The sequence below is a fragment of the Endozoicomonas elysicola genome, assembly GCF_000710775.1.
Taxonomy (GTDB): Bacteria; Pseudomonadota; Gammaproteobacteria; order Pseudomonadales; family Endozoicomonadaceae; genus Endozoicomonas; species Endozoicomonas elysicola.
This window is the reverse complement of the sequence record NZ_JOJP01000001.1, coordinates 2,613,476-2,627,084: the sequence shown is the minus strand read 5'-3', so window position 1 is coordinate 2,627,084 and position 13,609 is coordinate 2,613,476. Positions and strand designations below refer to the sequence as shown.

The following is a 13,609-nucleotide window of genomic DNA, read 5'->3' as shown; positions in this document are numbered from 1 at the left end:
GACTTAGTGCGCCTCACTGAATTTGGTGTTAGGTGCAATCTTGAATTCCACCTCTTCAACCTGGTCAACCTTCCAGCTGCGAATCGCCCAGATCAGCAGACCGATCAGGAAGAAGGCTGAAGGAGCCAGCAGCATCAGTCCGTTAGGAATATACCAGCCGCCGTTGTTCACGGTTTGCAGGATTTCCACACCAAACAGGTTGCCGGCACCAAACAGCTCACGGAAGAAAGCAACAACCAGCAGAACTGCACCGTAGCCAAGACCATTACCGAAACCATCCAGCGCAGACAGTGCAGGACCATTCTTCATGGCGAACGCTTCTGCACGTCCCATAACGATACAGTTGGTGATGATCAGGCCAACGAATACTGACAACTGCTTGGAGATATCAAAGGCATAAGCTTTCAAAATCTGATCTACCACGATTACCAGCGAGGCTATAACGGTCATCTGGCAGATGATTCGAATGCTGTTGGGAATCTGGTTACGGATCAGAGAAACGGCAAAGTTGGAAGCCGTAGTAACCCCGATAACCGCGAGCGCCATTACCAGGCTAACCTGCATACTGGTGGTTACTGCCAGCGCGGAGCAAATACCCAGAATCTGCAGGGTAATGGGGTTATTTTTAACCACCGGCTCCAGCAGGATGTCTTTGGTCTTTACAGACATTATGCATTCCCCGCTTTCAGGTTATTGAGGAACAGCTTGAAACCAGTGTCGGATAACCAGAACTTAATCAGGTTGCTGACACCGTTGGCTGTCAGTGTAGCACCAGCCAGACCGTCGATCTGATTCATGGCACCCGGGTTGGCTGGATCAACACCGCCTTTAATCACGTGCAGAGCAACCTGACCGTCGACGCCGTAAATTTCCTTACCGGACCATCTGGATTTCCAGACCGGATTGCTAACTTCACCACCCAGTCCCGGTGTTTCTGCCTGCTCGAAGAAACCAAAACCTTTAACAGTGTTCAGGTTATTTTCCAGAGCCAGAAAACCGTACATGGTAGACCACAGACCGTAGCCGTGAACTGGCAGAATCAGAGTCTGCATCTTGCCATCCTGCTCAACCAGGTAGACTTTAGCAACATCGGCCTGACGCTTGATCCCGGCAATGTCCTTACTGCCTGCCAGGGCTTCAGAAGCTTTAGGGTCTTTAGCGGCCACACGCTGATCGTATTGATCAACGGTCAAACCATTGGCCTCATCAACGAACTTGCCCGTTTTCAGATCCACCAGACGTGGCTGAATACGCTTGTAAAGCTCTGCAACTTCAGCAACGCTCAGCGCCTTTGCATCCGAAGTCAGACCGGAAATCGCCAGAATATTACGCTGAACATCCAGTTTAATGTTCTGGTCCTGAACCGGCTTCAGGAATACTGCCGCCGCAGATACCAGCACTGAACAGATCAGTGACAGTACTACCGTGACCAGCAGTGTCTTTTTAATAGAATCGTTACCCATCAGGCCCGAGCCTCCCGACGCTTGATATTGGCCTCTACCACAAAGTGGTCAATCAGCGGCGCAAACAGGTTGGCAAACAGAATGGCCAGCATCATCCCTTCCGGATACGCAGGGTTTACCACTCGAATCAGGATGACCATCACACCAATCAGGGCACCGTAGAACCAACGACCGGTGTTGGTCATGGAAGCCGATACCGGATCAGTAGTCATGAAGATCAGACCAAAGGCAAAACCACCCAGAACCATATGCCAGTACCAAGGCAGCTGGAACATCATGTTGGTCTCAGAACCAATCATGTTGAACAGGGTTGCTGTGGCGATCATACCGATCATGGTACCTGCAACAATTCTCCAGGAAGCAATACCGGTGAACAGCAGAATCGCACCACCAATAAAGATTGCCAGAGTGGAGGTCTCACCAATGGAGCCCTGCATCACACCGATAAATGCCTGCATCCAGCTGATGGACTGTTGCAGAGCTTCCACACCGCCCTGCTGGGCAACACTCAGCATGGTCGCACCGGAGAAGCCGTCAACAGCCGTCCAGACCAGGTCACCAGAGATCTGTGCCGGGTAGGCAAAGAACAGGAACGCACGGCCTGTCAGCGCAGGGTTCAGGAAGTTCTTACCCGTACCACCGAATACTTCCTTACCGATAACAACACCGAAGGAAATACCCAGAGCCACCTGCCACAGAGGAATGGATGGCGGAACGATCAGGGCAAACAGGATAGAGGTAACGAAGAAACCTTCGTTCACTTCATGCTTACGCACGATGGCGAACAGCACTTCCCAGAAACCACCGACGAAGAACGTCACAGCGTAAACAGGCAGGAAGTAAACCGCACCATAAATCAGGTTATCCCAGATGCTGGCCGGATCGTTACCCGCCAGCATGGCGATCAACATGCCGTGCCAGTCAGAAGGTGCTGCAAGGCCACCAGCAATCGCAGTATTTGCCTGGAAACCTACGTTCCACATACCGAAGAACATGGCCGGGAAAGTGCATAACCACACCAGTCCCATCATACGCTTCAGGTCAACCGCATCACGAACGTGACTGGTGTTGTGAGTTTTGTCCAGCGGTGTGTAAAACAGCGTGTCAGCCGCTTCAAACAGCGCGTAGAACTTTTCGTACTTACCGCCCTTGACGAAATGGGGCTCCATCGAGTCAAGGAGTTTTCTTAATGGCTTCACTGATTACCCCTCCAGCTCAATACGGGTCAGGTTGTCACGCAGCAGGGGGCCGTACTCATATTTACCCGCACAAACAAATGTACAAAGAGCAAGGTCTTCTTCTTCCAGCTCAAGTGCACCCAGTTTCTGCGCGGTATCGGTATCGCCAACGATAATTGCACGAAGCAGCTGTGTTGCCAGGATGTCCAGGGGCATCATCTGCTCGTAGTTACCGACGGGCACCATTGCACGCTCACCACCGTTTGTGGTTGTGGTGAAGTTGAACAGGCGGCTCTTGCTGAGGCCAGAGGTCATGACGCGCAGAATGGAGAAGCGGTCAACCATTGGGTTAACCCAACCCAAGAACAGACGCTCATCGCTCTCTTCCAGAACGGAAACCTGATTATGGTAACGTCCAAGGTAAGCAAATGGGCCGTTGGCAGTGCGACCACCAAAAACCGATCCAGAAATAATACGGTTGGTCTCAGGCTTCAGTTCACCGGCGGTGATTTCATCGGTACAGGCACCAAGGCGTGTACGAACCAGACGTGGCTTATCAACCTGGGGTCCTGCCAGAGAAACAACACGGTCAGTAAAGAGCTTACCAGTGGTGAACAATTTACCCACGGCAATCACATCCTGATAGCCCACCTGCCAAACCGTTTTGGTGGCAGAAACCGGATCAAGGAAATGAATGTGAGTACTTGGCAAACCCGCAGGATGCGGACCGGCAAACTCTTCGCTGTTGGCAATGCCGGCAGGAATGTTGGCACCAGGTGCCTTACAAAGGAAAATCTTGCCGCCACTGAGCTTGCCCAGGATATTGATACCCTGCTCAAATGCTTCAGCCTGTTCTTTGATCACCACTTCTGGATTCGCAGCCAGTGGGTGAGTATCGATGGCCGTTACAAAGATAGAAGCAGGACGAGAGCCCAATGCAGGCACTTTGCTGAACGGACGGGTGCGCAGGGCAGTCCAGAGACCAGATTCATTCAGCAGCACTTCAACCTGATCAGCGGTCAGACCCGCCAGTTCCTCAGGCTTGTACGCAGTGAAGGTCTCTTCCTCTTCCTGGCCATCAACATCAATCACAACGGATTGAAAAACCCGTTTTTCGCCACGGTTAATGGCTGAAACGGTACCGCCAGCCAAAGCGGTGTACCGGATACCCGGTGTTTTCTTGTCGGTAAAGAGCAGTTGCCCTTTTTTAACTCGATCTCCCACAGCAACCGCCATAGTGGGCTTCATGCCCACGTAATCAAAGCCGATCACGGCTACAGAGCGCGCTGCCCTGCCTTCCGTGATACTTTGTTCAGGCGATCCTGAGATCGGGAGATCCAGCCCCTGTTTGATTTTGATCATACCTTTCGCCTAATCAATCAAGTTGAGGTCAGGAGTAACCCGTCTCTCCGGTGATCCGGAATTGTCCGAACGATTGAGGAAGCTCTGGTTTCCTAGCCTTCTCTCTCAAAAAGAGCCAGTACAAAAACCAAAACTCCCAGCAACCAGATAACTGGCCGAGAGCACTGCGAACGCTTTCATGTAATCACTTGAGAAAGGGGAGCAAACATACTGCACAAAGCAAAGCCCTGAGGCCAGCGGCATCAGGGAAAAGCAGCAGGGTCTGGAAGAGCACCCCTTTTTCAAGGTTACTGCTGCGCAGTCTTTATCCCGGAAAGCACTCTGGCAATCCATCCAGACGCAGAAAAAACCCCGCCTTAAACCAGCAGGATCCTAATGGGCAAACAGATAGACACGCATCGTAATTGAGAACTTATGTTCTTTATAATTAGCCGAAACATGATCGGAATTTCCGTACCTGAGCCTTAATTCGCAACATCACCGATGAAAATGGTGGCGCAATTATAAAGAGACTGGAAGTGATATGCCATACTGATTGGCAGGATATTTTTACCAATACCTATTAGAAATAACCAAAAAACACCTTAATCGCGAGAGTTTTTCACGCACCGTCCCAGTAGATAGAAAATACAAAAAAGCAGCCCAGTTCCGCCCTTGACGCATTCAAAACAAGATAAAAGAACTCACAAATATAACAGTTTTTTATACGACAATTTCATTTCAACAGCACCTGATAATCACCAGTCAGGTAGCACGGGAAAAGAGTCGGAAGAAATTTTCGGTAGTTTTCTCTCCGAGTATCTCGAGATCAACCTCCTTAAGCTCAGCAATGAACCGGGCAACATCTGCCACAAAACGTGGCTCATTCGACTTCCCTCTATGAGGAACAGGCGCCAGATACGGAGAGTCAGTCTCAATCAACAACCGATCCATGGGGAGATACTGCACCACCTCTCTCAATGCGGCGGCATTTCGAAACGTAACAATACCCGAAATGGAAATATAGTAATTCAAATCCAGGGCGGCCTTTGCCATCTCCAGAGACTCAGTAAAACAGTGCAGGACACCCGAAGACGCTTCAGAACCATATTCACGAATAAAATCGATGGTATCTTCCCTGGCATCACGAGTATGAACAACGACAGGCAACTCCAGCTCTGAAGCCAGCTGTAAATGATTAATAAACGACTGTCTCTGAACTGCCTGCAACCCTTCACTGCCCGCATAATAATAATCCAGCCCTGTCTCACCAATGGCTACAACTTTCTTATGGTCAGCCAGTGAACGCACCACATTGATGTCCGGAACCATCTCTTTGCAGTCTAATGGATGCACTCCGACAGAGGCATAAACATCGTCGTATCGCTCTGCCAGCTCAACCACTCTGGGACCATTTTCAAGATCGATACCAATGCAGAGCATACGTTCCACACCAGCTTGCCTGGCTGCCTCTATAGCCTTATCAAGATCGCCCTCGTAAGCGCTGAGATCGAGGCGATCAAGATGACAGTGGGAGTCAATAAACATACACAGCCCTGTAGCCAAAAAGCACTTCAACAAAATACGGCTTTTACCGCAAAGCAGTAAAAGCCGTAGTTCTTTTTAAAAAATCAATTACATCGTATTGGTTGGGCGATCTGAAGCCAGTGCTCCCGCAATATAGGTTTCAATTTTAGTCCTGACACTGTCTGTCGGATCATTAAACTGAATACCAATACCTGACTGCCTTCCACCCTGAGCCCCCATGGGTGTAATCCATACCACTTTACCAGGAACAGGAATTTTTTCTGGCTCATCCATCAACGTCAGACGGATAAATACATCGTCACCCAAATTATAATGTTTATGGGTTGGAACAAACAGGCCACCACCGCTGATAAAAGGCATATAGGCTTCATAGAGCGATGCTGTGTCCCGAATGGTCAGAGACATCAATCCCTGCATCCCTTTTCCCATGACAATCCTCTCCTTCTATTCCAAATCCAACCCGTTAATCACAGGTTTGTTTATGTTCAGGTGGACTTTAGTCCTCGAATACCCTGTAAAAATCGACTTACACCAACAGCTCAAGATAATCACTGAACACGCCTTCCAAAAGCATCTGACAGTTCAGGTTAGCACCTTCCAGCAGCTGCTGCCGCTGGCGCATAATTTTGTCCCGCAACACCAACAACTCAGAAGACTCAACTTTCTTAGCAAGATAGTCCAGCATTCTAATCAGGTCACGATTTCTGATACTGCTTTCATCGGCGGCCAGCTTCAGTTTTACAGCATCATCCAGCCAGCTACCCATCCAGGACAACAGTTCAGTTATGTTACCGGCATGCCAATCCTTTGCCATTTCAACAGGGGTTAGATTACCCCTGAATAACTCCGGCATTGCATTAACCAAGCGTCCACGAATGGCGAGAGTATCGTTATCAAACATAAATCTCGCAGTCATCGGCGAACCAGAAGCAAGATCCAGCAGCTGCTCCACGATCAATGAGTCTGCAATATGATCAGACAGCCAGGCAATTGACAGAGTTCTCTCTGGCACAGGAAACGTTACCATCTGACAGCGACTGCGAATCGTTGGCAGCATATCACCGGAACGGGCACTGGAAAGAATAAACAATGTATCTCCACCCGGTTCCTCCAGACTTTTCAATAACGCATTGGCTGCATTGATATTCATTGCCTCAGCCGGATTAATGACAATAACCCTGCGACCGCCCTGCTGTGCCGTTTTACGGGCAAACTCATTCACCTGACGAATCTGATCAATCTTAATCGGCTTACCAGTCGATTCAGGCTCAACCTCCAGAAAATCCGGGTGTGTTCCCGCCTTCACCAGCTCGCAGCTTTTACAATGACCACAAGCATAGAAACCATCCTCGTTACAAAGCACACGGGCAGCAAGCGCTTTCGCAAACAGGCCTTTGCCAATACCAGGCACACCTTTGAGCAATAAGGCATGGGAGAGCAGGCCTGACTGTAAACGCTGAATCAACGGCTTCCATTGCACCTCTTGCCAGGGCAGCGGCTTTCCCAAAAAGCTATTCAAACGAGTTACCCAACCGAGCCTGCAGCGCCTTAAGAATCTGCTCTTCAACCTGAGCAATGGATTGGCTGCCGTCTATCACCACATACTGCCCAGAAAAACGTTCAGCTCTTTGCAGATAGACATTTCGCACACGATGAAAAAACTCAATAGCCTCCTGTTCAATACGATCCAGAGAGCCACCCTGTTCCAGGGCACGCCCTCGAGCTCTGGCAAGTCCAAGCTCAGGCTCAACATCCAGAAGCAGGGTCATATCAGGCCGTCTGTCACCCTGAACCAACTGCTCAAGAACCGCTATACGCTGCTCATCAATACCACGACCGCCACCTTGATACGCATAGGTCGCATCAGTAAACCGGTCGCAGACAACTACCTTCCCTTCAGCAAGCGCAGGTTCAATTCGCTGAGTCAAATTCTGACAGCGGGCCGCAAAAACCATAAGCAACTCCGAGGTATCCGATACTTGCTCTTCGTGCTCAGAAAGCACTAGGTTTCTCAACTCCTCAGCCAGTGGAGTACCACCTGGCTCCCGTGTTTCTATAAACTCCCGTCCAGCCGCCTTCAACCATTGCAGAACCACACCTTTAGCTGTGGTTTTACCAGCACCTTCACAGCCTTCAATCGTCAGAAAAAAACCCATTGATCTCTCAGTTTCATCAGTAAACACTCGTTTCTGAACAGCTTATTGCTGCACAGTGGAGCGGTAATCTTTCCGTCGCTCAGTAATCTGATACTTTCTCACGGCACGATTATGTTCTGCCAGTGTTTTGGAGAAATGGTGGGTACCATCGCCACGAGCAACAAAATACAGTGTTTTTCCATCGGATGGATTCAGCGCCGCCCGAATCGCTTCGCGCCCGACCGACGCGATGGGTGTTGGGGGCAACCCATGAATGACGTAGGTATTATAAGCGGTACGCTCCCTGAGCATACGACGATTTAACCCACCCTCGTAACGATCACCCATACCATATATGACGGTCGGGTCTGTCTGTAAGCGCATTCTCTTTTCCAGACGCCGAACAAAAACACCCGCTATATCAGGCCGCTCTGATGGAACACCCGTTTCCTTTTCAATAATGGAAGCCATGATCAAGGCTTCATAAGGTGTCTTATAAGGAAGCCCCTCAGTCCGCTGCCCCCACTCTTCGGTCAAAACCGACTGAAGTTTTTTGTGCGCCCTTTTAAGGATCAATTCAACCGACGTGCCCGCCTCAAAGCTGTAGGTATCCGCATAAAAAAGCCCCTCAAGGTTATCAGCCTTTGACACTCCCTGAACATACTGACCCAGCATCGCTGACAGACTGGCAGGCTCTACTGGAGAAAGCAGCTTGGGATGACCGTTAAGATCCTGCAACAACTCTTTCAGAGTCGAACCTTCAACCAGAGTGACGCTGTAATAGCGAACATCTCCTTCAACAAATTTATTCAACAACTGTCGGTAGGTAATACCGGGAGAAATCAGATATTCACCAGCATGAAGCGCAGCTGCAACGCCTTTTATTCTGGCAAATATCTCAAACACCTCTGGATATTGAATTAACTGATCTGTCGACAGCCGCAGAACAACCCGCCCAAGTGAGTCTCCCGAAACAATAACGAACTCTGTATCACGGTCAGCAGAAACCGGTTGATCCCCATACCAGCGCAATCCATAAAAACCAGCAGCCAAGGACACCATAACTACCAGCAAACCACCGAGCAGTGTCAGCAGTAACTTCTTAAGCATTTAATTCTTCCAGTACACAATCCCGAATCAGGGTAGTAATGGGGCCGATTTCCCATACCCTGCCTTCATATTCAACCACAGGCCAGACACCGTTGACACTGTTACAAAGAAAGATTTCCGCAACATCAAGGTCTGATACCAGCTGCTCTTTAACGATGATTCCACGACTGCGTGCAAACTCAATAATAAACTCACGACAAACACCTGCCACACCACTGAATGACAGGTCAGGGGTAACCAGATCACCTTGATGAGTAACAATAAACAAATTACTCATTGTGCCCTCAACAAGGATTCCCTCATAGTCACACAGCAAACCTTCGTCGTAAGCACCCCCCTGCCACTCACTTCTTGCCAGAACCTGCTCAAGACGATTCAAATGTTTCAAGCCAGCCAGAGAACTGCGTCCAAGACAGGTCTGACATGCCTTTACCCGCGCACCAAAAAGCCCGGGATCACGTTGACGTACAGGCAAGGAATGGAGCGAAAGAATCCGGGAAGAAGACAGGCAACCTTCGGGGTTATACCCACGACCACCACTCCCCCGGGTCACAATCACCTTCAATACGCCTGCACTTGCCTGATTGCCCGACAAAAAGGCATCAACTTCTTCAAGGAGCTGAGCAACATCAAGAACAATACCAAGCCGCTCGCAGGAACGCTGCAGACGGGACCAATGGTAACCTGCAAGGGTTGGCTTGCCATTTGACACTCGAACAGTCTCAAACAAGCCATCACCATAAGCCAACCCGCGATCTGAAACAGACAGATGATCCTGAGGAGCACCATTTACCCAAACAGGGATATTACTCATCCAACGCCCCATTTACCCTGAGTTTTTCAAAAAAACTTATACTACTCGAGAAAATGCCAGAGTTACGTTAGTACCACCGAAACCAAAGGAGTTCGAGAAAACGTGATCCATCGTCATTCTACGCGCCTTGTTGGGCACATAATCAAGATCACACCCTTCTCCGGGGGCATCCAGGTTGATGGTTGGTGGTATTACCCCTTCAACCAGTGACTGAATACTGAACACAGCTTCAACAGCACCGGCAGCGCCGAGCAAATGGCCAGTCATGGATTTGGTTGAACTGACTGCAAGGTGCGTGGCATGCGCACCAAACACTTTGTGTATAGCTCGGGTCTCTGCGAGATCGCCTGCAAACGTTGACGTTCCATGTGCATTAATGTACGACACATCTTCAGGTCTCAGGCCGGCATCTTCGAGCGCAGATAACATTGCCCGTGCAGCCCCCCGACCGTCTTCTGGCGGTGACGTCATATGCCAGGCATCACCACTCATACCGACTCCACTGAGTTCGGCATATATTCTGGCCCCTCGGGCCACCGCATGCTCATATTCCTCCAGAACAACAATGCCGGCACCATCGCCCAGCACAAAACCATCACGGTCTGCATCCCAGGGGCGACTGGCTTTCTCAGGGGAATCATTCCGGGTAGAAAGCGCACGAGCAGCAGCAAAGCCTGTCATTCCAAGTGAAGAAGAGCCTTTTTCAGCACCTCCTGCCACCATAACATCTGCATCACCATAGGCAATGGTTCTCGCAGCAAGAGCAATAGCATGACTACCGGTTGCGCAGGCCGTAGAAGTGGCAAAATTTGGCCCCTGAAGATTGTACTTCATGGAGACCCAGCCTGCTGCCATGTTGACAATCGCTGCGGGGATAAAAAAGGGAGATATACGACGAGGGCCACTATTCATAAGCGTAGAGTGATTTTGCTCGATGGACGTCAACCCACCAATACCAGAACCGATGGCAACCCCATAACGATGAGCAAAATCGTCATCAACTACAAAACCAGCATCTGCTATAGCCTCAGCAGCAGCGGCAACACCATACTGGATAAAGACATCCATCTTCCGGACATCCTTCTTATCAATCACACCAGCAGGATCAAAGCCCTTTACGGCTCCACAGATGCGTACACTGAAGCCCTCAGTATCCAAATGACTGATTGACTCAATACCACTACGACCCGCTACAAGGTTAATCCAGCTATCCCGGACATTGTTACCCACCGGGGTGATAGCCCCCATCCCTGTTACAACAACCCTTCTACGTAACCGCTGCTGTAATTTCTCTATTTTTTTTTCTTCCGACAAGACTGAGTCTCCTGCTGACCTGCCGTACAGATTTAATGATCCGTCATTCACACATTGAACCCATACAAGATCACTGAATATGAAAAAACGACAACAACATGATATATATCCAAAGAATCCAGCGTTGCTACACAGCTATAAGCAGCCACCTCAGGTATGATGCGAATTAGCCCACCATACAGCCAGCTGTTATAGCCCAGCAGGCTGCCAGAAACAACAAAAGCCGCAGACAATTGTCATGCGGCTTCTGTTGTCACACTCTTGTCACAGGACAGTGTCACAAGACAGCATCATGAGACTTTTCCGTGAGTGATCATAGTTGTGCAAATCAAGGCAGAATCAGGAGTGGGCAACGACGTAATCAATTGCTTCCTGAACAGTGGTGATTTTTTCAGCCTCTTCATCAGGAATCTCTGTTTCGAACTCCTCTTCCAACGCCATCACCAACTCAACAGTGTCCAGAGAGTCCGCGCCCAGATCCTCTACGAATGACGCACTGTTAGTGACTTCGTCTTCCTTCACGCCAAGTTGTTCGCAAACAATCTTCTTAACGCGCTCTTCAATGGTGCTCATACCTTGTTGTGCTCCTATCGATATTCGGTGCAGCCTGAGGCTACAGGTGAACTAGTGTATATGGTCAATTATGGGAATTTCAAGCCAGTTCATGGAAAACCAGTGACTATCCGCGCAAATTGACATTTGCTTCAAAAAAAACCCAAAACCCAACCCATCAGAACAGAAATTTTTCCCGCTCATGGCTATTTTCGCTCACGACTATTCAAGCCTGGCAACAGCCCCTTGGGAGAGAGCATTAATTCATGTACATGCCGCCATTAACATGCAATGTCTCACCAGTAATATAACCCGCCGGCTCACTGACAAGAAAAGCAACTGAAGCAGCAATCTCTTCGGGCTGCCCCAACCGGGCCAGTGGAATCTGCCCAAGCAGAAAAGACTGCTGCTCTTCAGGCAACGCCTTGGTCATATCCGTCGCAATAAAACCCGGGGCAACGGTGTTCACAGTAATACTTCTTGAACCCACTTCCCGAGCCATCGCCCGGGTAAAACCTTCGATACCGGCTTTAGCTGCGGCATAGTTAGCCTGTCCCTGATTCCCCATGGAACCAACAACAGAGCTGATATTCACAATCCGCCCCCAGCGTGCCTTTGTCATACCACGCAGTACGGCTTTACTCATGCGGAAGATGGAACTGAGATTGGTATCAATAACGTCATCCCACTCATCATCCTTCATTCGCATCAGGATATTATCACGAGTAATACCGGCATTGTTTACCAAAATCAGAGGAGCGCCGTACTTTTCAGCAACCGACTTCACCACCGCCTGGCACTCACCCGCTGAAGTAACATTAAGCGCCATACCCTGCCCCTGAATACCTTCGGCCTGCAGGGCTTCGGTAATGGCAGCCGCACCGGATTCCGTCGTTGCAGTTCCAACAACAATGGCTCCGGCTTTACCAAGAGAAAGCGCTATCGCCCTGCCAATGCCACGACTGGCACCGGTAACGAGAGCAACCTTTCCTTCCAGTTCTTGTCCTGAGAAAGCTGTCATTTCCCGCCTATTCCTTATTAGTTAGCTTCTGCCAGCATTTGAGCCATAGCATCAGCGGACTCCAGCGTGACAATGGGCGCACGTCGTGCAATTCGTTTACTCAGCCCTGCAAGCACTTTACCGGGACCACATTCGGCAAATCGCCCAACCCCGGCCGTCATCATGCCTTCAACAGACTCAACCCAGCGAACAGGACTGTATAACTGAGCAACCAGGTTAGCCTTCAATTGAACCGGATCCGAACACACATCAGCGGAGACATTCTGAACAACAGGAATGACTGGCTCAAGCAGGTCAATACTATCAAGCTCTTTCTTAAGCCGCTCAGCTGCTGGCTTCATCAGTGCACAATGAGAAGGAACACTGACAGGCAGCTCGATAGCCCTTTTTGCACCCGCCTCTTTTGCACACTCAATTGCCCGCTTCACAGCAGCCACCTGGCCCGCAATAACCACCTGCCCGGGAGCATTAAAGTTAACCGCTTCAACAACCTCTGTTTTTTCACCGAGAGTGACTGCCTTTTCACAGGCCGCGATTACATCCGCATCACCCAGACCAATAATGGCCGCCATGGCACCTTCACCAGGAGCTACAGACTCCTGCATAAAGAGCCCACGAAGATGAACCAGTCTGACCGCATCCACAAAATTCATAGCTCCAGCACAAACCAGCGCGGAGTATTCACCCAGGCTGTGTCCTGCCATCATTGATGGAGCCTCACCCTGACGCTCACACCATAGACGCCAGAGAGCCACACTGGACACCAGCAGTGCAGGCTGAGTATTTTCTGTCCGATTCAACTGTTCAGCAGGCCCTTCGGATACCATTTTCAAGAGGTCAAAGCCAAGCACCTCTGAAGCTTCCGCAAACGTTGCCTGAACAAGAGGCTCTGAAAGGTAGTCAGCCAGCATGCCGACCTGCTGAGATCCCTGCCCGGGAAAGACAAAAGCTAGCTTATCCGTCATTTCAACCCGCTCTTTTTCCTTCGACCCTGCTTTTTATGGAGAACACCAATAGGTCTTCTTTAAACAGAACCATCAAAACGTAATCGGATACAAAGCGAGCCTTAACGATGCAACCACTATTAAAAACAGGCAGTTACTCACAAATTGGCCACGCTTCCCTGTAGAAAA

At 49.8% G+C, this 13,609-nt stretch carries 14 protein-coding genes; all 14 read right to left on the bottom strand.

From position 1 onward, the window contains the following. Window positions 1–3: 3 nt before the first annotated feature. The 14 genes from GV64_RS11240 to fabD all read right to left on the bottom strand — a co-directional run bounded on the left by GV64_RS11240 (window position 4) and on the right by fabD (window position 13,441). A complete protein-coding gene (locus GV64_RS11240) occupies window positions 4–669 on the bottom strand; it encodes an NADH:ubiquinone reductase (Na(+)-transporting) subunit D (RefSeq protein WP_020582930.1) in 666 nt (221 codons plus the stop codon). Then, complete coding sequence (locus GV64_RS11235; protein WP_020582929.1) at window positions 669–1,463, bottom strand: Na(+)-translocating NADH-quinone reductase subunit C; 795 nt, start codon at window positions 1,461–1,463, stop codon at window positions 669–671. Before GV64_RS11235 ends, GV64_RS11240 begins: the two co-directional genes overlap by 1 nt. Next, the gene (locus GV64_RS11230) at window positions 1,463–2,662 is read right to left on the bottom strand and encodes an NADH:ubiquinone reductase (Na(+)-transporting) subunit B (protein ID WP_269078663.1); all 1,200 of its coding nucleotides are present in this window, start codon (window positions 2,660–2,662) and stop codon (window positions 1,463–1,465) included. Before GV64_RS11230 ends, GV64_RS11235 begins: the two co-directional genes overlap by 1 nt. 3 nt (window positions 2,663–2,665) lie before the next feature. Continuing rightward, window positions 2,666–4,003, bottom strand: a complete 1,338-nt coding sequence (locus tag GV64_RS11225; protein WP_020582927.1) for a Na(+)-translocating NADH-quinone reductase subunit A — start codon at window positions 4,001–4,003, stop codon at window positions 2,666–2,668. Window positions 4,004–4,747: 744 nt separating this feature from the next. Beyond that, on the bottom strand, window positions 4,748–5,530 hold the full coding sequence (locus GV64_RS11220) for a TatD family hydrolase (RefSeq protein WP_020582926.1): 783 nt from the start codon (window positions 5,528–5,530) through the stop codon (window positions 4,748–4,750). 87 nt (window positions 5,531–5,617) lie between these two features. Next, complete coding sequence (locus GV64_RS11215; protein ID WP_020582925.1) at window positions 5,618–5,959, bottom strand: PilZ domain-containing protein; 342 nt, start codon at window positions 5,957–5,959, stop codon at window positions 5,618–5,620. A gap of 97 nt (window positions 5,960–6,056) precedes the next feature. Further along, window positions 6,057–7,049 carry a DNA polymerase III subunit delta' gene (locus GV64_RS11210; protein ID WP_020582924.1) on the bottom strand — a complete coding sequence of 331 codons (993 nt, stop codon included), beginning with the start codon at window positions 7,047–7,049 and terminating at the stop codon, window positions 6,057–6,059. After that, entirely contained in the window at window positions 7,042–7,686 is a 645-nt protein-coding gene (gene tmk, locus GV64_RS11205; RefSeq protein WP_020582923.1) for a dTMP kinase, read from the bottom strand. Before tmk ends, GV64_RS11210 begins: the two co-directional genes overlap by 8 nt. 42 nt (window positions 7,687–7,728) lie before the next feature. Further along, window positions 7,729–8,775 carry an endolytic transglycosylase MltG gene (gene mltG / locus GV64_RS11200; protein WP_020582922.1) on the bottom strand — a complete coding sequence of 349 codons (1,047 nt, stop codon included), beginning with the start codon at window positions 8,773–8,775 and terminating at the stop codon, window positions 7,729–7,731. Beyond that, the gene (pabC, locus tag GV64_RS11195; protein ID WP_020582921.1) at window positions 8,768–9,589 is read right to left on the bottom strand and encodes an aminodeoxychorismate lyase; all 822 of its coding nucleotides are present in this window, start codon (window positions 9,587–9,589) and stop codon (window positions 8,768–8,770) included. The genes mltG and pabC overlap by 8 nt, the downstream gene beginning before the upstream one ends. Before the next feature lie 36 nt (window positions 9,590–9,625). Further along, window positions 9,626–10,903 (bottom strand): beta-ketoacyl-ACP synthase II, encoded by a 1,278-nt coding sequence (gene fabF / locus GV64_RS11190; protein ID WP_269078662.1) that lies wholly within the window; start codon window positions 10,901–10,903, stop codon window positions 9,626–9,628. Window positions 10,904–11,242: 339 nt separating this feature from the next. Then, entirely contained in the window at window positions 11,243–11,476 is a 234-nt protein-coding gene (acpP, locus tag GV64_RS11180; RefSeq protein ID WP_020582918.1) for an acyl carrier protein, read from the bottom strand. Window positions 11,477–11,714: 238 nt separating this feature from the next. Next, on the bottom strand, window positions 11,715–12,476 hold the full coding sequence (gene fabG / locus GV64_RS11175; RefSeq protein ID WP_020582917.1) for a 3-oxoacyl-ACP reductase FabG: 762 nt from the start codon (window positions 12,474–12,476) through the stop codon (window positions 11,715–11,717). A gap of 17 nt (window positions 12,477–12,493) precedes the next feature. After that, the gene (gene fabD / locus GV64_RS11170) at window positions 12,494–13,441 is read right to left on the bottom strand and encodes an ACP S-malonyltransferase (protein ID WP_020582916.1); all 948 of its coding nucleotides are present in this window, start codon (window positions 13,439–13,441) and stop codon (window positions 12,494–12,496) included. Between the last annotated feature and the right edge of the window lie 168 nt (window positions 13,442–13,609).